We start from the raw sequence: 21165 nt of genomic DNA, 5'->3' as shown, positions 1-21165 counted from the left end.
GTCACCTCCGCAGCCCGAGTCGGCGGTAGTCCATTTCGAAGCCGTACTCGTCGTAATTGACGACGTCCTGGCTCATCCCGACGAGCCGATCGCCGAATACCGGCGTCATGTCCGCTCCGTCGTCGACGATCAACTGCTGGGCCTCTTGGTATTTCAGTTCACGACCGGCCGGGTCGGTGTCGGCGCGGGCGGCGTCGAGCAGCGCGTCGAATTGCGGATTCGACCACGCCGACTCGTTGTAGCCCGAGCCGGAACGGAAGACCTGGTTGAGCAATTGGTCCATCGGGCGGCCGGTGAACCAGTAGCTGACCATCAGCGGCTGCTGCATCCACACCGAGGTGTAGTAGGAGTCGGCCGCCGCGTTGGTGATCGTCAGATTGATGCCCGCCGCCTTGACCTGATCGGCGAAGGCGATCGCGATCGGGGTGAAGTTCGGTTCGTACGACGAGGTGTAGATCGGCAGGGAGAGCCCTTCCGCGCCGGCCTGTTTGAGCAGGGCCCGGGCCCGATCGGGGTCGTACGGGCGGTTGGTGGTCAGCCGTCCGGCCATCGTCGGCGGCACCGGGTTGTCCCAGCCGGCGGCCCCGGTGCCCTGCAGGGCGGTCGCCAGCACCTGCTCCGGGTCGTAGGCCAGCCGCATCGCCTGCCGGACCAGCGGATCGCGGAATTCGGCGGAGGTGGCGAGCATCGGGATCGTGTACCACTGCGCCGATTCGACGCGGGCGACGGTGGTACCCGCCGAGCCGATCACCACCCGCGCGGTGGCGTTGTCCAGATTGGTCTGCGCCAACAGGTCGACCTGCCGGGCGAGCAGGGCGTTGACCCGCGCGGAGGTGTCCTGAATGGAGAAGAAGTCGATGCCGTCCAGGGTGGGGCGGCCCTCGAAGTAGTCGTCGTTCGCGACCACCGATCCGCGTCCCGCCGGGACGTAGGACGCGAGCCGGAACGGGCCGGTCCCCACCCCGCCGCCGGCGACGGAGTCGGCATCCGCGGAATCCTCCGGAATGACGTAACACTGGTAGGCGGTCAGCAGCGACGGGAACTCCGCGTTCGGGGTTCCGAGTCGGAAGCGCACGGTGGTCGCGTCGACTGCGTCGATCCCGTTGGCGTCCAACATCGTCGACAGCACCGTCGCCTGCGGCGAGGCCACCGCCGGATCGAGAATGTGGCGCATGGTGTACCGGACGTCGCGGGCGGTGAGCTCGCGACCGTCGTGGAAGCGCACCCCCGGTCGGAGCCGGAAGGTCCATTCGGTCGCATCCGGATTGGACGACCATTCCAGCGCGAGGTCCGGTGTGGTCCGCCCGGTCCGATCGAGCTTGACCACCCGGTTGTAGATCGCTCCGAGGTACTCGTAGGCAGACAGCGAGCTCGCGGGATCGAGCGTTTCCGCCGCGCTGGCGGCTGGTCGCGCGATCCGCATGATCCCGCCGACGGCCGCCTCGCCCGAGGCGGCGGTCCGCGGGATGTCCAGTGCGGGTGCACCACACGCCGCGCCGACTCCCACGGCGGCGAGCCCCAGCGCACCCCGCAGAAAGGTGCGGCGATTCACGTTGCTCATGGGCATTCCCCCGGCTATTCACTAATCGTTCGTTCGTACGATAAAGGTTCGGGAGTGATTCGGCAGCGCGAAATCGAGAAGGGACCCGATTCTTGTGGGTGAGAGTCGGCACCGGCCGGGGCGCTCTCGTTGGTTGACCGGGGGTGGAGTCCTCCGAGATCGATTGGCGACCAGTTGATTCGGTCTCGAAGGGGTGCGACCGGGGGTCACGGGGCGAGGAGGGTGACCAGTCTGTCGAGGAGGCTCGCGGGCGTTGTGGCGGAAGCTCCCTTGGCGAGATGTCCGCCCAGTTCGAGGTCGATCGCGCCGTGTGCGGTCGCCCGCAGCAGCTCGGCCAGCGCGGCGGGATCTCCATCCGGCAGCTGCCCGGTGGCCTGCGCGTCGATGACGACGTTGAGCAGGGCGACGCTCGCCGCATCGGCGGCTCGGCCGAGTTCGGAATCTTCGATGGTCCAGCGGCCGAACACGAGTCGGAATCGGGCCGGATAGCGCAGGGCCCGTTCGACGTAGGCGGTGAAGGTCGTCGCCACGTTGGTGGTCGGGGGTTCGATCAGCGCCGTGTAGCGGTCGAGTTCGCGGGCAGCAACGCAGGCGAGCAGTGCCTCCTTGTCGGCGAAGTGCTTGTACGGGGCGTTATGTGACACCCCCGCGCGTCTTCCTACCTCCCGCATCGTCACGCTCGCCGGGCCGCCCTCGTCGAGCAGATCCGTCGCGGCTTCGATGAGCGCGTCGCGTGTCGAGGAGGCCATCGCCCGATCGTAGCTGCGGTTGACGGCGTCAACCTACCGCTCGTACCGTGGTTGACAACGTCAACCTGTTGGGAGGGTCCATGTCATCCGATCGTGTTCCCCGGTCCGCCGTCGGGAAGGGTCCTCGGCGTCTGCTGGTTGGGTGCGGGGTCGTCGTTCTCGTGGCGGCGGTTCTCGGAGTCGGGGGAGTGTGGTTGACGGCGCCGCCGGCCGGACCACCCGATTACTCGGGCGTGCGTCCGGCACCCGTCGCCGATGGCTATGTGGAGGTCACGCACTCGGTATATGTCGAGGCGACCCCGGCGCAGGTCTGGGCGGCCGGGAACGATCCGGCCCTGCCGCTGGAGGAGATCGTGCAGTTCGACGAGGGGTTTCCCGCGGTTCGGGCGACGCGAGCCCTGACCGGCGAGTGGATTCCGGGTGCACGTGCCGGTGACCGCCGCTGGGTGATGTTCGAGGACGGTCACTACCTGGCCGAAGAGGTCCTGGTGGACCAACCCGATCTCCTTCGCTATCAGATCTGGGGATTCACAGGCGTGCAGCGTTTCGTCGTGCGTCACGGCATGGCCGAATTCCGCTATGCGCCGGAAGGCGGCGGGACCAGGTTGAGTTGGACCTACGCCTTGCTGCCCACCGCGCCGATCGTCTCCGGAGCGGTTCGGTCATTTCTCGAGTCGACGATGTCGCCGATGATGCGGGCCACGCTGGTCGGATTGCGCGATCATGCCGAGGCGGCATAAAGCAGGACTCCCGAACCTCGCGGGCGAGATTCGGGAGTCTTGGTGATGCTTCTCCTGGTGCCCCCGGCAGGATTCGAACCTGCGGCCTTTCGCTCCGGAGGCGAACGCTCTATCCCCTGAGCTACGGGGGCGCACCGCTATCGCGGTGAACCAGTTGGGCGACTGTCACTGTAGCGGGTCGGTCGGTGACCTCCCAAATCCGCCCGCCCCTCGGCCGCGGGACCGCACCCGCCGGCGAAGGTGGTACCGCAGGACACATCAACCTGTACGGGCTATGACAGGCGGTATACCCTCGAAGAGAGCCAGAACACACCGGCAGGACAGATCGGGACGATATCCCGGGATGGAGACGAGATGACCGCTGTCAGCGAGACCGACGCCGAGGTGACGGCGCTCCCCGAGACCTTCGACTCGGTCAGCCCGATCACCGGCGGCGTGGTCGGTACCTATCGAATCGACACGGCGGAGGATGTCGCGACGGCGGTCGAGCGGGCCCGCGCGGCCACCGGCTTCTGGACCGGCCTCGACTTCGACGGGCGGGCCAAGCGTCTGCTGGCGTGGAAGCATGCGATCGCCAAGGGCATCGACGAGTTGGCGGCGGTGGTCCACCGCGATACCGGCAAGCCGATCCCGGACGCGCGGCTCGAGATCGTGCTGGCCCTCGACCACATCGACTGGGCCGCCAAGAACGCCCGGAAGGTTCTGGGCCCCAAGAAGGTTCGCTCCACGATCGCGACCCCGGACATCATCTCGACCGTCGAATACCAGCAGTTGGGCGTCGTCGGGGTGATCGGCCCCTGGAACTACCCGGTATTCACCCCGATGGGCTCGATCGCCTACGCCCTGTCCGCCGGCAATACCGTCGTCTTCAAGCCCAGCGAGTACAGCCCCGGCGTCGGCGCCTGGCTGGTCGACCGCTTCGCCGAGGTCGTTCCCGAAGCCGACGTCTTCCAGCTGATCACCGGGCTCGGCCCGACCGGCGCCGCCCTCTGCGAGGCGGGCGTCGACAAGGTCGCCTTCACCGGGTCGGCGCGCACCGGCAAGCTCGTCATGCGGGCCTGCTCGGAGACGCTGACGCCGGTGGTGATCGAGGCCGGCGGCAAGGATCCGATCCTGGTCGACATCGATGCCGACCTCGACAAGGCGGCCGACGCGGCGCTCTGGGGTGCGATGTCGAACGCGGGGCAGACCTGCGTGGGTGTCGAGCGCGCCTACGTGCACAACGCGGTCCTGCAGCCCTTCCTCGACCTGCTGGTCGAGAAGGCCTCCGAGATCTCCGCCGGGCCGAACGAGAAGATCGGGCCGATCACGATGCCCGGCCAGCTCGACGTGATCCGTCGGCATATCGACGATGCGCTCGACCGCGGCGGCCGCGCCCTGGTCGGCGGACGCGATGCGATCGACGGCAACTACGTCCAACCGACGATCCTGGTCGACGTGCCGGAGGATTCGCTGGCCGTTCGCGAGGAGACCTTCGGTCCCACGATCACCGTTCGCGGGGTCGACAACATGGACGAGGCGATCGAACTGGCCAACGACACCGACTACGGCCTCGGATCGACGGTCTTCTCGAAGCGCCGCGGCGTCGAATTGGCCCGGCGGATCCGGTCCGGCATGACCGCCGTCAACTCGGTGATCTCCTTTGCCGCGGTCCCCGGAGTGCCCTTCGGCGGCATCGGCAATTCCGGCTTCGGACGCATTCACGGACCGGACGGATTGCGCGAATTCACCACGCCCAAGGTGATTTCCCGGCGGCGCTTCCCGGCGCCCCTGCAGCTGACGTCCTTCGGGCGAACCGGTCGCACCGATGCGTTGGTGCGGTTGTTCGCCAAGGTGCTGCACGGTCGCGGATAACCCGTCACAGACGACTGCGGCCCGCCCTCGATCGAGGGCGGGCCGCAGTGGTGTTTCGGGGTGGATCAGCGATTCGATCCCTGCAGGGTGCCGCTGGTGGGACCGGCGGGATCCTCGATGATGCAGAGGATCTCGCGGTCGTTGGCGAGATCCCACGAATCGTTGGTCGGCACGAAGTAGCTGATCGCCAGGGTGGACTGCTGCCACGGAATACCGACGAAGTCGGTGAACCGCACGACGCAGCCGTCCTCGGCCTCCGAGTTCATCGCGTCGGTGCCCGGGAAGGTCGCGGCCGACGAGTTGAAGCTGGCGTAGATCTCGCCGCTGTGCGGCTCGCTGCACGGGATGATCTCGGTGCTCGAGGTCGTTCCGCTGCCGACCTCCTGGGTCAGGCAGTCACCGACGCGGATGGCGAAGATGTCGGTGTCCTGGCCGGTGACCGTGGTCGACGGCGCCGTCGTCGTCGAACTGGTGGTCGTGGCGATACCGGCCTGGGTGGTCGGCGCCGCGCCGGCGGTCGTCGTGGTCACGACGCCCGGGGAGGCGGCGGTCGCGGTTCCGTCGACGCTGCTGGAACAGCCGGCCACACCGGCGGCCGCGGCGGCCAGCGTGGCGAGAATCAGGACTCTGGATTTGATCGATGTCACGCTGGTCGCTCCGATGTTCTGCACAGAAATTTCGATACCCGGACCCCCATCGGGTGGGTGGTCGTAGCGAAGAGTAGCAGGGCATTCGTCCCAAACGGTACGACCGAAAAGTGCGCCGGGACCGCCTCCGGCGCACTCGGATTCGCCGGGTCGGCGAGGGTGTCAGCCCAGCTGGGAGCGCAGCGAGGCCATCAGATCCAGTTCGGAGGTCTGGGTCTGCAACATCGATTCGGCCAGCCGGCGCACGACGGGGGATTCGGCCCGCTCCTGCGCCTGCTGCATCATCGCGACGCCCCCCTGGTGATGGGTCATCATCAGGTCGAGGAAGATGCGATCGACATCGACGCCGGTGGCCGCCCGCAGCTGTGCGAGCTGCTCGGGGGTGGCCATGCCGGGCATCGTGGTCGAACCCGCAGAGGCGTCATCGTCCGTGGCGGTGCCGTCGGTATGTCCGCCGGAGTGGTCCATCCCGGCCATCCCGGAATCGCTGTGGTCCATCCAGCGCATGTAGCCGTCGACCGGCGCCGGGGAGCGGCCCCACAACGCCAGCCATCCCTGCATCTGACCGATCTGGTTCTGCTGGCTGGTCAGGATGTCGTAGGCGACGCCGCGCACCCGCGCGTCGGTGCCGTTGGCCAATTCGACCGCGGCCATCTCGGTGGCCTGGCTGTGGTGGACGGTCATGTCCTGGGCGAAGCCGACGTCGACCGAGTCGGCGGCCGGGATGTCGAGCGTGGTCCCGGATTCGGTCATCGGGCGGACGAACCACCCCAACAGGATTCCGGCGACCAGCACGATCAGACCGCCGATGACCAGGGTCGACGGGCGAACGCGGCCGGGCGGCGGCACCTCGACATCGGCATCGGGCGAGGCGGGTTCGGGCGCTTCGGTCACCGTGGGGTTGCTCACGGCGCGGGCTCGGTCATCGGGGCCTGCGTGCCGCCGAGCTCGGAGGTATCGGTCGTCGAACCGGCACCGTCCATCGGAACCGCGTCCGGGCCGGGCGGGTTCGGATCGAACAGCGGCGGGTTGTCGGGATCGAAACCGGATCCGGGGAACGACGAGCAGGACGCGCCGACCTCGGGGTAGGTATTCGGGTTCAGGCGCAGCGCCGCGATGAACTGACCGATGCGCTCGTCATCGGCCGAGTCGACCTGCAGCTGGTGGCCCCAGGACTGGATCGAGATCGGCGGATCGAGATTCGGGTACGGCGACATCATCATGTACTGCTGCCCCTGGACGCGGGCGGCGAGCGAGGCGATCTGATCCGCCGGGACGGTGTCGGGGTTGTAGGTCACCCACACCGCGCCGTGCTCCATCGAGTGCACGGCATTCTCGGTGCGAATCGCCTCCGGGTAGACCACGCCGGTGCAGGTCGCCCAGGTGGCATCGTGCGGCCCACCCAGAGGCGGGGTGTGGTCGTAGGCGACGCGCTGCGTGCTGCTGACGTGCAGCGCGGCCGGATAGTCGATGATCTGCACATCGGAGATCGCCGTCGACGGATCCGGATTCTCGGCGGTGGGGGTCCACTCCTCGAGAGCGACCTGCTCCTGGTACTTGGGCAGCAGGTTGATCGTCAGCAGGGTGACCAGTCCGATCAGGACGACGCCCGCGCCGATCAGGAACCACGGGACTTCCCGCTTGGTTCCCGCGACGCCGGATCGGCGACCGCTCTTGGACGCCTTCAACGCGCCGGCCGCCTTCGTGGCCGTCCGCGTGTAGCCCTTCGACGAATCGCTGTCGGAGGATGAACCTCGTGCCATTGCGAGTGCACGCTTTCTCTACTGGGCCGTTGACCTATGGACTCTGGTGGGCCGAGCGATCCGCCGAAGGGCATCAACTCGACCGCGTCGGCGACACAGCGTTCACCGCGTCGCCGACGAACCTCTTCACTGTACGGAAGCCCGCCGGCGCATCCCGCAGCCCTCATGGTGGTGTGCGCAACGCCCGCCGACGCGGGTCGCCGCCGTGCGGGCCGCCCATGGTCGCTGGTAGGCCTGCCCATAGGATGGTCGTTCGTGACCCCCGCCGAGCTTGCCGCAGTTGTTGGTGACGCCGCGATCGACATTCTCACCGATCGTGGCCTCGATGGTGCCGTGGTCCCCCGACCGGTGGTCATCGACCGCCCGCGCAATCCGGAACACGGCGACTACGCGACCAATGTAGCCCTCCAGATCGCCGGACGCGTGGGCGCGAAGCCGCGCGATCTGGCGCAGTGGCTCGCCGCGGAACTCGCCGGGCGCGACGGCATCGCCGCGGTCGAGGTCGCCGGACCGGGATTCGTCAACATTCGCCTGGCCACCGACGCGCTCGGCGCCGTTGTCGCGCAGGTCCTCGCCGCCGGGGAGAGCTACGGCACCAACGACACGCTGGCCGGCCGGGCGATCAACCTCGAATTCGTCTCGGCCAACCCGACCGGACCGATCCACCTCGGTGGCACCCGCTGGGCCGCGGTGGGCGACGCCCTCGGCCGGGTGCTGGCCGCCTCCGGTGCCGCGGTCACCCGCGAGTACTACTTCAACGACCACGGCGCGCAGATCGATCGGTTCGCTCGGTCGCTCGACGCGTCCGCCGCCGGCAAGCCGACCCCCGAGGACGGGTACGCGGGCGACTACATCGGCCGGATCGCCGCCGACATCGTCGCGGCGGTTCCCGGTGTGCTCGACCTGCCCGACACCGAGCGGATCGAGGTCTTCCGGTCGCGCGGGGTCGCGTCGATGTTCGACGAGATCAAGCGGAGCCTGCACGACTTCGGTACCGATTTCGACGTCTACTTCCACGAGAACTCGCTGTACGAATCGGGCGCCGTCGACGAGGTGGTCGCCCAGCTCAAGACCTCCGGCGCGCTGTACAAGGAAGACGGCGCCTGGTGGATCCGCAGCACCGAGTTCGGTGACGACAAGGACCGCGTCGTCATCAAGTCCGACGGCGATGCCGCCTACATCGCCGGCGATATCGCCTACTTCCGCGACAAGCGGCGGCGCGGTTTCGACATCGCGATCTACATGCTCGGCGCCGACCACCACGGCTATATCGGCCGGCTCAAGGCCGCCGCCGCGGCGCTGGGCGACGACCCGGCCACCGTCGAGGTGCTGATCGGGCAGATGGTCAACCTGGTGCGCGACGGCATCGCGGTCAAGATGAGCAAGCGGGCCGGCACCGTGGTCACTCTCGACAATCTCGTCTCGGAGATCGGCGTCGACGCGGCCCGGTACGTGCTGATCCGCTCGGCGGTCGACACCTCGATCGACATCGACCTCGAGCTGTGGACCAAGCGCAGCAACGACAACCCGGTCTACTACGTGCAGTACGCCCACGCGCGGCTCTGCTCGCTGGACAACTCCGCGGCCGAGCTCGGCGTGACCGCCGACGACCCGGACCTGTCGCTCTTGGACCTGCCCGCCGAGAATGCGCTGATCCGCACCCTGGCGCAGTTCCCCGATATCGTGCGGACCGCCGCGGAATTCCGTGAGCCGCACCGGATCGCGCGGTATCTCGAGCAACTCGCGGGGGATTACCACCGGTTCTACGGGGCGGCGCGGGTGCTGCCCCAGGGCGACGAACAACCCCAACCGGTGCACTCGGCGCGGCTGGCGCTCGGCCGGGCCACCCGGCAGGTCCTGCGCAACGGTCTCGACCTGCTCGGCATCAGCGCACCGGAGCGGATGTGAGCGCGCATCCCGCCGGCCCCCGGCACGGCGAGCCGCAGGCCGCGCCCGGCGCCCCCGAGCGTCCGACCTCGACCGCCCAGATGACCGATATCCCGGCCGCGGTCTATCCGATCGGCACCGAGCGCGACGCCGACGGTGTGATGACGATCGGCTCGATCCCGGTGACCGACCTGGCCCGCGAATTCGGCACGCCGCTGTTCGTCATCAACGAGAACGACTTCCGGCAGCGCTGTCGCGATATGGCGGACGCGTTCGGCGACCCCGAGCGAGTGCACTACGCCGCCAAGGCATTTCTGTGCACCGAAGTCGCGCGTTGGGTGGCCGACGAAGGGCTCTCGCTCGATGTCTGCTCCGGCGGTGAGCTGTCCGTCGCGCTGCGCGCGGGCTTCCCGCCCGAGCGAATCGCCATGCACGGCAACAACAAATCCATCGCGGAACTCGAAGCCGGCGTCGCCGCCGGTGTGGCGCACATCGTCCTGGACTCGATGGTCGAGATCGAGCGGCTCGACGAGATCGCGCGTCGTCACGGCGTCGTGCAGGACGTGCTGGTGCGCGTCACCGTCGGCGTCGAGGCGCATACCCACGAATTCATCGCGACCGCGCACGAGGACCAGAAGTTCGGCTTCTCGCTCTCCGACGGGTCGGCGCTGGCCGCCGTCGAGCGCGTCTTCGCCACCGAGCACCTGCGGATGACCGGCCTGCACAGCCATATCGGCTCGCAGATCTTCGATGTCGACGGCTTCGAACTCGCCGCGCGGCGGGTGCTCGGGCTGCTGCGGGACGTCATCAAGCATTACGGCGTGGAGAAGACCGCCCAGATCTCGGTGATCGACCTCGGCGGTGGCATGGGCATTCACTATGTCCCGCAAGATGATCCGCCGGAGCCGGCGACGCTCGCGGACAAGTTGACCGCGATCGTGAAGACCGAGTCGGCGCTGCTGGGCCTGCCGACGCCGATCCTCGATGTCGAGCCGGGCCGCGCGATCGCCGGTCCCGGAACGATAACGCTCTACGAGGTCGGCACGATCAAGGATGTGACCCTCGACGGCGGCCTCTCCCGGCGATACGTCAGTGTCGACGGCGGTATGAGCGACAACATCCGCACCTCGCTGTACGGCGCGGTGTACGACGTGCGGCTCGCCTCGCGGGTGTCGCAGGCCGATCCGGTGCTGGCGCGCATCGTCGGCAAGCACTGCGAAAGCGGTGACGTCGTGGTGCGCGATACCTGGCAGCCCGCCGATGTCGGGCCGGGAGATCTGCTCGCCGTCGGGGCGACCGGTGCGTACTGCTATTCGATGTCGAGCCGGTACAACCTGCTGGGGCGCCCGGCGGTGGTCGCGGTTCGCGATGGGCGCGCGCGGCTGGTGCTGCGCCGCGAGACCCATGATGATCTTGTGAGCTTGGAGGTTTAGGTGACAGACGGACGCGGGTTTGCGCGACCGATCGGGGTGGCGGTCCTCGGTTTCGGCAATGTCGGAACCGAGGTCGTACGGATTCTGACCGACCATGCGTCGGATCTCGAGGCGCGGGTCGGCGCACCGGTGGTCCTGCGCGGTGTCGCCGTCCGGCGGACCGACGTCGAGCGGCAGATCGATCCCGATCTGTTGACCACGGACGCCGAGGCGCTGGTCGCCCGCGACGATGTCGACATCGTCGTCGAGGTGATCGGCGGCATCGACCCGCCGCGCGAGCTGATCCTCGCCGCCCTCAACGGGGGCAAGTCGGTGGTCACCGCCAACAAGGCGCTGCTGGCCGACTACACCGGCGAACTGGCCGAGGCGGCCGAACGGCATCGCGCGGACCTCTACTTCGAGGCGGCCGTCGCCGGTGCGATCCCGGTCGTGCGCCCGTTGATGCAGTCGCTCGCGGGCGATCGGGTCGAGCGGGTCGTCGGAATCGTCAACGGCACCACCAACTTCATCCTCAGCGCGATGGAGAGCGGCGACGCCGACTACGAGGTCGTGCTGAAGGAGGCGCAGCAGCTCGGCTACGCCGAGGCCGATCCCACCGCCGACGTCGAGGGCTACGACGCCGCGGCCAAGGCGGCGATCCTCGCGTCGTTGGCCTTCCATACCCGCGTCACCGCGGCGGATGTCTACCGCGAGGGGATCAGCAACATCACCTCGGAGGACTTCCAGACCGCCAAGGCCCTCGGCTGCACGGTCAAGCTGCTCGCCCTCTGCGAGCGGCTGGTCGACTCCGATGGCAAGGAGCGCATCTCGGCGCGCGTCTACCCGGCCTTCATCCCGCTCGAGCACCCCCTGGCCTCGGTCTCCGGCGCGTTCAACGCCGTCGTCGTCGAGGCGGAAGCCGCCGGGCGACTGATGTTCTACGGCCAGGGCGCCGGCGGCGCGCCGACCGCCTCGGCGGTGCTCGGCGATCTGGTGATGGCCGCGCGCAACAAGGTCTACGGTGGGCGCGGCCCGGGCGAGTCGACCTATGCGAAGCTGCCGACCGCGCCGATCGGGGAAACCCCGACGCGCTACCACGTGAACATGCAGGTCACCGACCGCGCCGGGGTACTGTCCACCGTGGCGGCGGCCTTCGCCGAGCACGAGATCAGCATCTCGACCGTGCGGCAGGAGGGGACCGGCAACGATGCGCGCCTGGTGGTCGTCACCCATCGCGCGGCGGACCAGGATCTGGCCGATACGGTCCGCACCCTGGCCGATCTGGAGTCGGTCATCAGCGTCAACAGTGTGATTCGCCTGGAGGGCACGTCGGTATGAGTGTGTCGGTACATGTGGGATGGCCCGGTCTGATCGAGGCCTATCGGGATCGCTTGCCGATCGGGGAGAACTGGGAGCCGGTCACCCTCCTCGAGGGTGGTACCCCATTGATCCCCGCTCCGCGGCTGTCGGAGACGACCGGGTGCCGGGTCTTCGTCAAGGTCGAGGGCCTCAACCCCACCGGTTCCTTCAAGGACCGCGGTATGACGATGGCGGTCACCGATGCGCGCGCCCGCGGCCAGGAGGCCGTGCTCTGCGCCTCGACCGGCAATACCTCCGCATCCGCCGCCGCCTACGCGACGCGGGCCGGGATGGGCTGCGCGGTGCTCGTGCCCGAGGGCAAGATCGCGATGGGCAAGCTCGCCCAGGCGGTGATGCACGGCGCCAAGATCATTCAGGTGCGGGGCAACTTCGACGACTGTCTCGAGCTGGCGCGCAAGACCACCTCGGAGTTCCCGACGATCGGCCTGGTCAACTCGGTCAACCCGGTGCGCATCGAGGGCCAGAAGACCGCGGCCTTCGAAATCTGCGATGTGCTGGGCGATGCGCCGGACGTGCACGTGCTGCCGGTCGGCAACGCCGGCAACATCACCGCCTACTGGCGGGGCTACCGCGAGTACCACGCCGACGGTCTGACCACCCGACTGCCGCGCATGATCGGTGTCCAGGCGGCGGGCGCCGCCCCGCTGGTCAACGGTGCGCCGGTGGCCAATCCGGAGACGATCGCGACCGCGATCCGCATCGGCGCTCCCGCGTCCTGGAACGCTGCGGTCGAGGCGAAGGAACAGTCCGGTGGCGCCTTCCGCGCCGCGACCGACGAGAAGATCCTCGAGGCCTACCGACTGTTGGCGGCGACCGAGGGGGTCTTCGTCGAGCCCGCATCGGCCGCGAGCATCGCCGGTCTGCTGGCGTCCCGCGCGGACGGCAGCATCGAGGCCGGCAGCACGGTCGTGTGCACCGTCACCGGCAACGGCCTGAAGGATCCCGATACCGCACTGCTGGGAATGACTGTCGCCGAGCCGATTCCGGTTGATCCGGTCGCCGTGGCGACCGCGCTCGATCTGCACTGATCCGACGATGACCGAGAGCATGACCGAGCACGACCACGCCGTGACCCTGGCCGCCGGCGCGTACGCGCGGGTCCGGGTCCCGGCGTCGAGCGCCAACCTGGGCCCGGGCTTCGACGCCCTGGGCCTGGCTCTGGGCCTCTACGACGAGGTCGACGTGGAGGTGACGCCCTCGGGATTGAGCGTCGAGGTCTCCGGCGAGGGCGCCGGTGAGGTCGTCAACGGGCCGGCCCACTTGGTCGTGCGTGCGCTGCGTCGCGGCCTCGACGCGGCCGGCGTGACGGTGCCGGGCGTGAAGATGGTGTGCCGCAACTCGATTCCGCATTCCCGCGGATTGGGTTCCTCGGCGTCCGCGGCGGTGGCCGGCCTGGCCGCCGCCGCCGGATTGGCCGAGCAGGCCGTCGGCGCTCCGGTGCTGTCGACCGAACGGCTCGTCCAACTCGCCGCCGAATTCGAAGGGCATCCCGACAATTCCTCGGCGAGCATCCTCGGAGACGCGGTCGTGTCATGGACCGAGGACGCGGCCGACGGGGAGCGGGTCTACCAGGCGGCGGCGCTGCGGGTCGCGCCGGAACTGCAGGCTTGGGTATTCGTTCCGTCCGATCGGTCGTCGACCTCGATGACCCGCGGCATGTTGCCGCATACCGTTCCGCATCGGGACGCGGCGTTCAACGCCGGTCGCGCGGCGTTGGCGGTCGTCGCGCTCGAACGGCAGCCGGAGCTGCTCTTCGCCGCCACGCAGGACCGGCTGCACCAGGGCTACCGCGCGCCGGCACTTCCGGTGACCACCCGTTGGATCGAGCGGCTGCGCGCCGCGGGGATCGCCGCGATGGTCTCCGGTGCCGGGCCGACCGTCCTCGCGCTGACCGCCGAGCCGATTCCGGCGGAGTTGGTCGAGCGGGCCCGCGCCGAGGGGCTGTTCGTTCAGCGTCTGGCGATCGCCGGCGGCGTCTCGGTCGAGTCCGGCCGGTAGAGTAGCGACACCGCGCGTCGGTCGGTGAAGAAGCCCGGGGAGTGCGGCCGACACGGCGACGACTCGCGTCCGTCATTCTTGCCGGCAGAAGTCTGTACCGCTATTCTGTGGGCTGTACGCTCATCGCGCTCGACGCGGCGGTACTCAGAGGGTCCGGAAATTCACCTCGATCTGTCGTTTCTGATCCGATGGACGAGCGGTGTCGACCGAATGGCTCCCCGATCCGTCCGAGTGTCAGCGTGATTGCCGTTGAATCGGTGGTAACTCCCGCATCTTCGGTAGTGCCACGGATGTTGTCGCGGCAGGAGCCGCCCGGCCGCGCCGGGCAACAGACCGGAGCTCTCCATGCTGAGCCCGGTACGAACCCTCGATTTGCGCACGGTGCGCTCGAGGGAAGGAAAGGACTTCCGTGACCGAAACGGAACTTATCGCTGCGCCGGTCTCCGATACCGACGTTGATTCCTCCGCCGGTTCCCGTCGTTCGCGCACGGCGAGCAGGCGTGCCGATGGGCTCAACGGGCTGGTTTTGGCGGAGCTGCGAACCCTGGCGGGCCAACTGGGCATCCGAGGGGTCTCCGGCATGCGGAAGGGTGATCTGATCAGCGCGATCGAGGCGCAGCAGGGTGGTACGACCATCCGCACCGCGCCCGTCGAGCAGTCCGCTCCTTCCACCCTCGACCTGGACGTTCCGGCCCAAGAGGCCGCCTCCGACGGTGACGCCGACGCCGGCACCCGTCGTACGCGTGGACGCCGCGCGGTTCGCCGCGTCGGTGCCCCGGATGAAGCCGCCGGCAGCGATGTCGAAGCCGCCGCGAACGGCACCGACGCCGCCGAGCAGGCCGAATCGCACGACAACGGCAGTCGCGAGACCGTCGCCGCGGATCACCGCGAGACCGTCGCCGCCGATCGGACCGACAGCGCCGCCTCCCGCGCGTCGGTCGACACCGACGAGCGTCCGGCCGGCGCCGATCGCGAAGCCGCCGAACCCGCCGGCCGCACCGAAACCGGTGACGACCAGCAGACTCAGGGTCGCTCGCGGCGCGAGCGTCAGGGCCGTCGGGATACCAACGGCCGCGACGCTGCCGGCCGCGACGGCAATGGCCGCGACGGCAACGGGCGCGACAACGGGCGTGGTCGCGCCGAGAACGGCGATTCCGGCCGCCGCGAGAACGACTCCGCGGAGTCCGGTCCCCGCGACAACGCGCAGAGCCGCGACAACGGTGCCGGCCGTGGCGATTCCAACCGGGGCGATGCCGCCCGTGGCGATTCCGCTCGCGGAGACGACGAGGAGTCGGGTCGCGGTCGGCGCGGTCGCCGCTTCCGGGAACGCCGCCGCGGACGCGACCGTGAGACCACGACCGCCACCGGCAACGGCAACGACACCCGCGAGCCCGAGGTGCGCGAGGACGATGTCCTGCAGCCGGTCGCCGGCATCCTCGACGTGCTCGACAACTACGCCTTCGTGCGGACCTCCGGCTACTCGGCCGGCCCGAACGACGTCTACGTGTCGATGAACATGGTGCGCAAGAACGGCCTGCGCCGCGGCGACGCGATCACCGGTGCGGTGCGCGCCGGCCGTGAGGGCGAGCAGCAGAACCAGCGCCAGAAGTTCAACCCGCTGGTCCGCCTCGACAGCATCAACGGACTCGACGCCGAAGCCGCGCGCAAGCGCCCCGAGTTCAACAAGCTCACCCCGCTGTACCCGAACCAGCGGCTGCGCCTCGAGACGCAGCAGAACATCCTCACCACCCGCGTGATCGACCTGATCATGCCGATCGGTAAGGGTCAGCGCGCGCTGATCGTCAGCCCGCCGAAGGCCGGTAAGACCACGGTTCTGCAGGACATCGCCAACGCGATCGCCGTCAACAACCCGGAATGCCACCTGATGGTCGTCCTGGTCGACGAGCGACCCGAAGAGGTCACCGATATGCAGCGCTCGGTGAAGGGTGAGGTCATCGCCTCCACCTTCGACCGGCCGCCGGCCGATCACACCGCGGTCGCGGAGCTGGCGATCGAGCGGGCCAAGCGCCTGGTCGAGGCCGGCCGCGATGTGGTGGTCCTGCTCGACTCGATCACCCGCCTGGGCCGTGCGTACAACAACTCGTCGCCCGCCTCCGGCCGCATCCTGTCCGGTGGTGTCGACTCGACCGCGCTCTACCCGCCGAAGCGATTCCTCGGTGCGGCCCGCAATATCGAGAACGGCGGCTCGCTGACCATCATCGCGTCGGCCCTGGTCGAGACCGGTTCCACCGGTGACACGGTCATCTTCGAGGAGTTCAAGGGCACCGGCAACGCCGAGCTCAAGCTCGACCGCAAGATCGCCGAACGTCGCGTCTTCCCCGCGATCGACGTCAACCTCTCCAGCACCCGCAAGGACGAGCTGTTGATGTCGCCGGACGAGTTCGCGGTGGTGCACAAGCTGCGCCGTGTGCTGTCCGGGCTCGATACCCACCAGGCGATCGATCTGCTGATCGACCGACTCAAGAAGTCGCGGACCAATATCGAGTTCCTGATGCAGGTCACCAAGACCGCGCCGGGATCCAACGGCGAGGACTGACCTCCCGCACGCGATCGGCCCCGCCCGGACCACCGGGTGGGGCCGTCACGTTCGTCCGGGGCCCCGCGTCCAGCGGAAGCCCCGGGGAATATCGGAGCGCTTCGAGCGTTCTGGCATAATGTTCGGCCGATAGTCCGGTTCCGGTTCACCCACCTCGCACCGCGAGTTGGGACCCGGCGACCATGAGCGCATCCGAGGCGGTGTGCTCGATTGAAAGGGACCCCATGAAGGCAGGTATTCACCCCAACTACGTCGCCACCACCGTGGTGTGCGGTTGCGGGAACACGTTCGAGACGCACAGCACCAAGGAGTCCGGCCACATCGTGGTCGAGGTCTGCTCCCAGTGCCACCCGTTCTACACGGGCAAGCAGAAGATCCTCGACACCGGCGGCCGCGTCGCCCGGTTCGAGGCCCGGTACGGCAAGCGGGCCCGCAAGGGAGCCGGCGCCGACGCCGACGCGTAGCCCACATACCGGCGCCCGACTCGAGACGCACTCTCGGGTCGGGCGCCGTGTTGGTTGTCGAGCACGATGCCGTCCGGCGGCGGGTCGAACCGCATCGGGCGGACGACGCACCGGTTGGTGAAGCACCGGGTGGGCGAAAACACCGGGCGGGCGAAGCGCCGGGCCGTGAGGATAGGTGGTGGGCGTGAACAGTAAGCAAACGTCGAGTCGAGTGCCCGGCGTTCTGGACGACGTGCTGGCCGAGCACGCCGGCCTCGAGCGCGAATTGGCCGACCCGGCACTGCACGCCGACCCGGACGCCGCCCGCCGAGCCGGCAAGCGCTACGCCGAGCTCAATCCGATCGTCGCCGCCCACAACAAGCTCACACGGGTGCAGTCCGACCTCGAGGCGGCCCGCGAACTCGCCGCGGTCGACTCGTCCTTCGCCGAGGAGATCCCCGAGCTCGAGAGCGAGGCCGCACGGCTCGAGGTCGAACTGACCGATCTGCTCGCCCCCCGCGACCCGCACGACGGCGACAACATCGTGCTCGAGGTCAAGTCGGGGGAGGGCGGTGAGGAGAGCGCCCTCTTCGCCGCCGACCTCGCCCGGATGTACCAGCGCTACGCCGACCGGCAGGGGTGGCGCGTCGAATTCCTCGACTCCACCGTCTCCGACCTCGGCGGCTACAAGGACGCCACCCTCGCGATCTCGACCAAGTCCGCCGAGCGCGACGGCGTCTGGGCGCAGCTGAAGTTCGAAGGCGGTGTGCACCGCGTTCAACGCGTCCCGGTGACCGAATCCCAGGGCCGCGTGCACACCTCGGCCGCCGGCGTCCTGGTCTTCCCCGAGCCGGAGGAGGTCGAACAGGTCCAGATCGACGAATCCGACCTGCGGATCGACGTTTACCGGTCCTCGGGCAAGGGTGGACAGGGCGTCAACACGACCGACTCGGCCGTCCGGATCACCCACCTGCCGACCGGCATCGTGGTGACCTGCCAGAACGAACGCTCCCAGCTGCAGAACAAGGCCCGCGCGATGCAGGTCCTCGCCGCGCGCCTGCAGGCCGCGGCGGAGGAGGCGGCCGAGCAGGAGGCCGCGGCCGGTCGCGCCGATCAGATCCGCACCGTCGACCGCTCGGAGCGGATCCGCACCTACAACTACCCGGAGAACCGCATCACCGATCACCGCATCGGCTACAAGGCGTACAACCTCGACGCGGTCCTCGACGGCGATATGACCGGCGTCCTCGAGGCGCTGGCCCGCGCCGACCGCGACGCCCGCATGCAGGGTGAATAAGGCCGATTCGGGGGCGAGCAGCACCGGGGCGGGGCGGTCGACCGATCCCGATCTCGCGACGATCACCCACCCGCGCGCGGCGATCGCGGCGGCGACCGCCCGATTGGCCGCGGCCGGGGTGAGCAGCGCCCGAGTCGACGCGGAACTGCTGATCGCGCACCTGCTGGGGATCGATCGCGGCCGCCTGGTGGCGGTCGACGATCCCCTCCCGACGGCGGTGGCCGCGCGCTACGCGCAGCTGGTCGAGCGGCGGGCGAGCCGGGTGCCGCTGCAACATCTGACCGGCATCGCCCCCTTTTACGGCCTCGACCTGGCCGTGGGCCCCGGCGTCTTCATCCCGCGCCCGGAAACCGAACTGCTCGTCGAGGCCGCTCTGGCGGTGTTGCCGACCGATCGCCCGACCACGGTGGTCGACCTGTGCGCCGGCAGCGGAGCGATCGGACTGGCGATCGCGCACCACCGGCCGTCCGCGGCGGTGCACAGCGTCGAGATCGATCCCGACGCCCTCGGCTGGTTGCGGACCAACCGCGACCGCCGCGCGGCGCTCGGCGATCGGCCGATCACCGTCCATCGGGCCGACGTCACCGGACCCGATCTGCTCACCGAACTGTCCGGTCGGGTGGACGTCGTGGTCACCAACCCGCCCTATGTGCCGTCCGGGGCGGTGCTCGAACCCGAGGTGCGCGACCACGATCCGCACCGGGCGCTGTTCGCCGACGTCGACGGCCTGGCGGTGATCGCCACGATGGTCGAGCCGATCCGACGCCTGCTGGTCCCCGGAGGCCGGGCGTTGATAGAGCACGACGACTCGCACGCGGCCGGCGTCGAGGCCCTGTTCGACGCCCGATCCGGCTTCGAACGGACCGAGGGGCGCACCGATCTGGCGGGCCGCGATCGGTTCGTGGTGACCCGTCGCGCGTCCACCGTCGAGCCGGCGTGACAGGATGCAGCCCGTGAATGTCGTGCACGACTGCACCCGCCCGGACGACCGCCGAGCCGGGATGGACGCGGCGCGAAGTGCCCTACGTTCGGGGCGTCTGGTCGTCCTGCCCACCGATACGGTCTACGGGATCGCCGCCGACGCCTTCGACTCCCGTGCGGTCGCCGATCTGCTGCGGGCCAAGGGACGCGGCCGGAATATGCCGGTGCCCGTCCTGGTCGGCTCCTGGCGCACCATCGACGGACTGACCGCGTCGGTCCCGCCGAAGGCTCGCGACCTGATCCGGGCGTTCTGGCCCGGGGCGGTCAGCCTGGTGGTCCACCAGGCGCGCTCGCTCGCGTGGGACCTCGGCGACGCCCGCGGCACGGTGATGCTGCGCATGCCGCTGCACCCGGTCGCCCTCGAGCTGCTGCAGGACATCGGCCCGCTGGCGGTCTCGAGCGCCAACGTCTCCGGGCGCCCGCCCGCGACCACCGCCGCCGAGGCGGTCGAACAGCTCGGCTCGTCGGTGGCGGTCTACCTCGACGGGGGACCGGCGCAGCACGCCGTCGCCTCGACGATCATCGATCTGACCGGCGAGCGGCCGCGCATCCTGCGCGAGGGTGCGGTTTCCGCCGAGGCGGTCGCGGCCGTGGTCGGCGGTACCGCCGCGGAGCTGCGTCCTGCCCCCGCCGCGCCCGCCACCGAGGTACGCAGCGCCGATCCACACCCCGGTACCGGGGAAGCCGGCTGACGTTTTGGCCCCGACGGACCTGCTTGCGCAGACCGACGTTCTCGCCCAGATCGGGCGCGGCGCCGGGGTGCCGTACCGCGAGCTGCTGCTGGTACTGCTGACCGCGGCGCTGGCGACCTATCTGATGACCGGCGTGATCCGGGTGCTCGCGGTCCGGCTCGGCGCGGTGTCCATTCCGCGGGAGCGCGACGTCCATCGGGCCCCGACCCCGCGACTGGGTGGGATCGGCATCTATGTCGGGCTGCTGGCCGCGCTGCTGTTCGCCAACCAGTTGCCCGCGCTGACGCGCGGTTTCGAATACACCCGCGATGTGATGGCCGCCCTGATCGGCGGCGCGGTCATCGTGGCGATCGGCGTCGTCGACGACCGGTGGGGCCTCGACGCGCTGACCAAATTTGTCGGGCAGGTCACCGCGGCGGCGTTGATGGTGCTGCTCGGCTCGAGCTGGTATCTGGTCTATCTGCCGTGGGGCGGGGGACAGACGCTGATTCTCGATCCGCTGCAGGCCGGCCTGTTCACCGTGCTGATCACCGTGGTGATGATCAACGCGATGAACTTCATCGACGGGCTCGACGGCCTGGCGGCGGGCGTCGGTCTGATCGCGGCGGCGGCGATGCTGATCTTCTCGCTCGGCATCCTGCACGACCAGGGCGGCGACGTCGGTGCCTATCCACCGGCGATGATCGCCGCGGCCCTGGCCGGCGCCTGCCTGGGCTTTCTGCCGCACAACTTCCAGCCGGCCCGCATCTTCATGGGCGATTCGGGCGCGATGCTGATCGGCCTGCTGCTCGCGGCGGTGTCGATCAACGCGTCCGGACGGATTCCGCTGAGCGCCTACGGAACCCGTGACCTGTTCGCGCTGCTGTCGCCGATCATCCTGGTCGCGGCGGTCATGTTCATCCCGATGCTCGACCTGCTGATGGCGGTGGTCCGCCGGGTGCGCGCCGGGCGCAGCCCGTTCAGCCCGGACAAGCTGCATCTGCACCATCGGCTGCTGCATATCGGCCACTCCCACCGGCGCGCCGTGCTGCTGATCTACCTATGGGTCGGCGTGCTCGCCTTCGGGGCGGTCGGCTCCTCGGTGCTCGATCGCTTCGTGGTGGTCACCCTGGTCGCCGCCGGGCTGGTATTCGCCCTGGTGGTCACCGCCGTGCCGGTCTTGCGCGAACGCGGGCTGACCCCGCGCGGGCGGCACTGACCGCTG

The 21165-nt window shown here is 69.3% G+C and carries 18 protein-coding genes and 1 tRNA gene; 13 read left to right on the top strand and 6 right to left on the bottom strand.

The window, feature by feature from the left end; all coding sequences use genetic code 11:
- Position 1: 1 nt before the first annotated feature.
- Together MB1_RS06575 and MB1_RS06570 are read right to left on the bottom strand one after the other, a co-directional pair.
- Positions 2-1561: an ABC transporter substrate-binding protein gene (locus MB1_RS06575; RefSeq protein ID WP_084351027.1), complete on the bottom strand. Its 1560-nt coding sequence runs from the start codon at positions 1559-1561 to the stop codon at positions 2-4.
- Positions 1562-1767: 206 nt separating this feature from the next.
- Complete coding sequence (locus MB1_RS06570; RefSeq protein ID WP_066904909.1) at positions 1768-2310, bottom strand: TetR/AcrR family transcriptional regulator; 543 nt, start codon at positions 2308-2310, stop codon at positions 1768-1770.
- A gap of 233 nt (positions 2311-2543) precedes the next feature.
- On the opposite strand from MB1_RS06570, the gene MB1_RS06565 reads away from it, so the two are divergent.
- Positions 2544-3050, top strand: coding sequence for an SRPBCC family protein (locus MB1_RS06565; protein ID WP_169801610.1), 507 nt, complete (start codon positions 2544-2546; stop codon positions 3048-3050).
- A 55-nt stretch (positions 3051-3105) separates the two neighbouring features.
- Here MB1_RS06565 and MB1_RS06560 read toward each other — a convergent pair.
- Positions 3106-3181, bottom strand: a tRNA-Arg gene (locus MB1_RS06560).
- A gap of 223 nt (positions 3182-3404) precedes the next feature.
- Here MB1_RS06560 and MB1_RS06555 point away from each other — a divergent pair.
- Complete coding sequence (locus MB1_RS06555; RefSeq protein ID WP_066904905.1) at positions 3405-4904, top strand: aldehyde dehydrogenase family protein; 1500 nt, start codon at positions 3405-3407, stop codon at positions 4902-4904.
- A gap of 65 nt (positions 4905-4969) precedes the next feature.
- Here MB1_RS06555 and MB1_RS06550 read toward each other — a convergent pair whose 3' ends face one another.
- The 3 genes from MB1_RS06550 to MB1_RS06540 form a co-directional block, all read right to left on the bottom strand.
- Complete coding sequence (locus MB1_RS06550; protein WP_157083929.1) at positions 4970-5551, bottom strand: septum formation family protein; 582 nt, start codon at positions 5549-5551, stop codon at positions 4970-4972.
- Positions 5552-5713: 162 nt separating this feature from the next.
- Positions 5714-6460: a DUF305 domain-containing protein gene (locus tag MB1_RS06545; RefSeq protein WP_245650048.1), complete on the bottom strand. Its 747-nt coding sequence runs from the start codon at positions 6458-6460 to the stop codon at positions 5714-5716.
- On the bottom strand, positions 6457-7314 hold the full coding sequence (locus tag MB1_RS06540; RefSeq protein WP_066904901.1) for a thioredoxin-like domain-containing protein: 858 nt from the start codon (positions 7312-7314) through the stop codon (positions 6457-6459). Before MB1_RS06540 ends, MB1_RS06545 begins: the two co-directional genes overlap by 4 nt.
- Before the next feature lie 255 nt (positions 7315-7569).
- Here MB1_RS06540 and argS point away from each other — a divergent pair, with 255 nt between their 5' ends.
- The 11 genes from argS (at position 7570) to MB1_RS06485 (ending at position 21159) form a co-directional block, all read left to right on the top strand.
- Complete coding sequence (gene argS, locus MB1_RS06535; protein ID WP_066904899.1) at positions 7570-9222, top strand: arginine--tRNA ligase; 1653 nt, start codon at positions 7570-7572, stop codon at positions 9220-9222.
- A complete protein-coding gene (gene lysA / locus MB1_RS06530) occupies positions 9219-10634 on the top strand; it encodes a diaminopimelate decarboxylase (protein ID WP_066904897.1) in 1416 nt (471 codons plus the stop codon). The genes argS and lysA overlap by 4 nt, the downstream gene beginning before the upstream one ends.
- On the top strand, positions 10635-11951 hold the full coding sequence (locus tag MB1_RS06525) for a homoserine dehydrogenase (RefSeq protein ID WP_066904896.1): 1317 nt from the start codon (positions 10635-10637) through the stop codon (positions 11949-11951). It begins immediately after the preceding gene.
- A complete protein-coding gene (thrC, locus tag MB1_RS06520; RefSeq protein WP_066904894.1) occupies positions 11948-13021 on the top strand; it encodes a threonine synthase in 1074 nt (357 codons plus the stop codon). The genes MB1_RS06525 and thrC overlap by 4 nt, the downstream gene beginning before the upstream one ends.
- A gap of 7 nt (positions 13022-13028) precedes the next feature.
- Entirely contained in the window at positions 13029-13991 is a 963-nt protein-coding gene (gene thrB, locus MB1_RS06515; RefSeq protein WP_439646925.1) for a homoserine kinase, read from the top strand.
- Positions 13992-14400: 409 nt separating this feature from the next.
- On the top strand, positions 14401-16548 hold the full coding sequence (rho, locus tag MB1_RS06510) for a transcription termination factor Rho (RefSeq protein WP_084351020.1): 2148 nt from the start codon (positions 14401-14403) through the stop codon (positions 16546-16548).
- Between the two features lie 224 nt (positions 16549-16772).
- Positions 16773-17012 carry a 50S ribosomal protein L31 gene (rpmE, locus tag MB1_RS06505; RefSeq protein ID WP_066904892.1) on the top strand — a complete coding sequence of 80 codons (240 nt, stop codon included), beginning with the start codon at positions 16773-16775 and terminating at the stop codon, positions 17010-17012.
- A gap of 211 nt (positions 17013-17223) precedes the next feature.
- On the top strand, positions 17224-18288 hold the full coding sequence (prfA, locus tag MB1_RS06500) for a peptide chain release factor 1 (protein ID WP_066904890.1): 1065 nt from the start codon (positions 17224-17226) through the stop codon (positions 18286-18288).
- Between the two features lie 61 nt (positions 18289-18349).
- A complete protein-coding gene (gene prmC / locus MB1_RS06495) occupies positions 18350-19228 on the top strand; it encodes a peptide chain release factor N(5)-glutamine methyltransferase (RefSeq protein WP_066905074.1) in 879 nt (292 codons plus the stop codon).
- A 13-nt stretch (positions 19229-19241) separates the two neighbouring features.
- A complete protein-coding gene (locus MB1_RS06490; RefSeq protein WP_066905072.1) occupies positions 19242-19961 on the top strand; it encodes an L-threonylcarbamoyladenylate synthase in 720 nt (239 codons plus the stop codon).
- Positions 19962-19965: 4 nt separating this feature from the next.
- Complete coding sequence (locus MB1_RS06485; protein ID WP_245650047.1) at positions 19966-21159, top strand: MraY family glycosyltransferase; 1194 nt, start codon at positions 19966-19968, stop codon at positions 21157-21159.
- Positions 21160-21165 lie beyond the last annotated feature (6 nt).

The sequence above is a fragment of the Millisia brevis NBRC 105863 genome, assembly GCF_001552615.1.
Classification (GTDB): Bacteria; Actinomycetota; Actinomycetes; order Mycobacteriales; family Mycobacteriaceae; genus Millisia; species Millisia brevis.
This window is presented reverse-complemented; position numbering and strand designations above follow the sequence as displayed.

What these genes read in the sequence shown, in the direction of transcription:
- MB1_RS06575 (WP_084351027.1), bottom strand. Translation starts at nt 1,561, where the DNA reads ATGAGCAACGTGAATCGCCGCACCTTTCTGCGGGGTGCGCTGGGGCTC.
- MB1_RS06570 (WP_066904909.1), bottom strand. Translation starts at nt 2,310, where the DNA reads ATGGCCTCCTCGACACGCGACGCGCTCATCGAAGCCGCGACGGATCTG.
- MB1_RS06555 (WP_066904905.1), top strand. Translation starts at nt 3,405, where the DNA reads ATGACCGCTGTCAGCGAGACCGACGCCGAGGTGACGGCGCTCCCCGAG.
- thrC (WP_066904894.1), top strand. Translation starts at nt 11,948, where the DNA reads ATGAGTGTGTCGGTACATGTGGGATGGCCCGGTCTGATCGAGGCCTAT.
- thrB (WP_439646925.1), top strand. Translation starts at nt 13,029, where the DNA reads ATGACCGAGAGCATGACCGAGCACGACCACGCCGTGACCCTGGCCGCC.
- rpmE (WP_066904892.1), top strand. Translation starts at nt 16,773, where the DNA reads ATGAAGGCAGGTATTCACCCCAACTACGTCGCCACCACCGTGGTGTGC.
- MB1_RS06540 (WP_066904901.1), bottom strand. Translation starts at nt 7,314, where the DNA reads ATGGCACGAGGTTCATCCTCCGACAGCGATTCGTCGAAGGGCTACACG.